The following is a 267-nucleotide window of genomic DNA, read 5'->3' on the forward strand; positions in this document are numbered from 1 at the left end:
CTCTCTCCCTAGTGCCTACTTTTAAAGCTTTAAAATGTTCAAGGTCATCTTTACCTTTTCTCGTAAACATCTTAAGTATAAGTGAATCGGAATAGTCCGTAATTTTTAATGTGACAATATGTCTACCACTTTTAAGTTCTTTCATTTCGATATCAAAAATAACACCTTCAAGTGCTATTTTGAATTCTTCTTCGATAATATCTTCTATTTTGCGAATAGAATCTACTGGAATGTCTTTACCTATTTGACATCGTGATACAGGATTTT

At 31.5% G+C, this 267-nt stretch carries 1 protein-coding gene; it reads right to left on the bottom strand.

Going from position 1 to position 267, the window contains the following annotated elements; all coding sequences use genetic code 11:
- Nucleotides 1–267 (bottom strand): hypothetical protein (locus ACRHNM_RS16925; RefSeq protein ID WP_431137790.1); only part of this gene is annotated, 267 nt, incomplete at both ends.

The sequence above is a fragment of the Psychroserpens mesophilus genome, assembly GCF_050617655.1.
GTDB classification, from domain to species: domain Bacteria; phylum Bacteroidota; class Bacteroidia; order Flavobacteriales; family Flavobacteriaceae; genus Psychroserpens; species Psychroserpens mesophilus_A.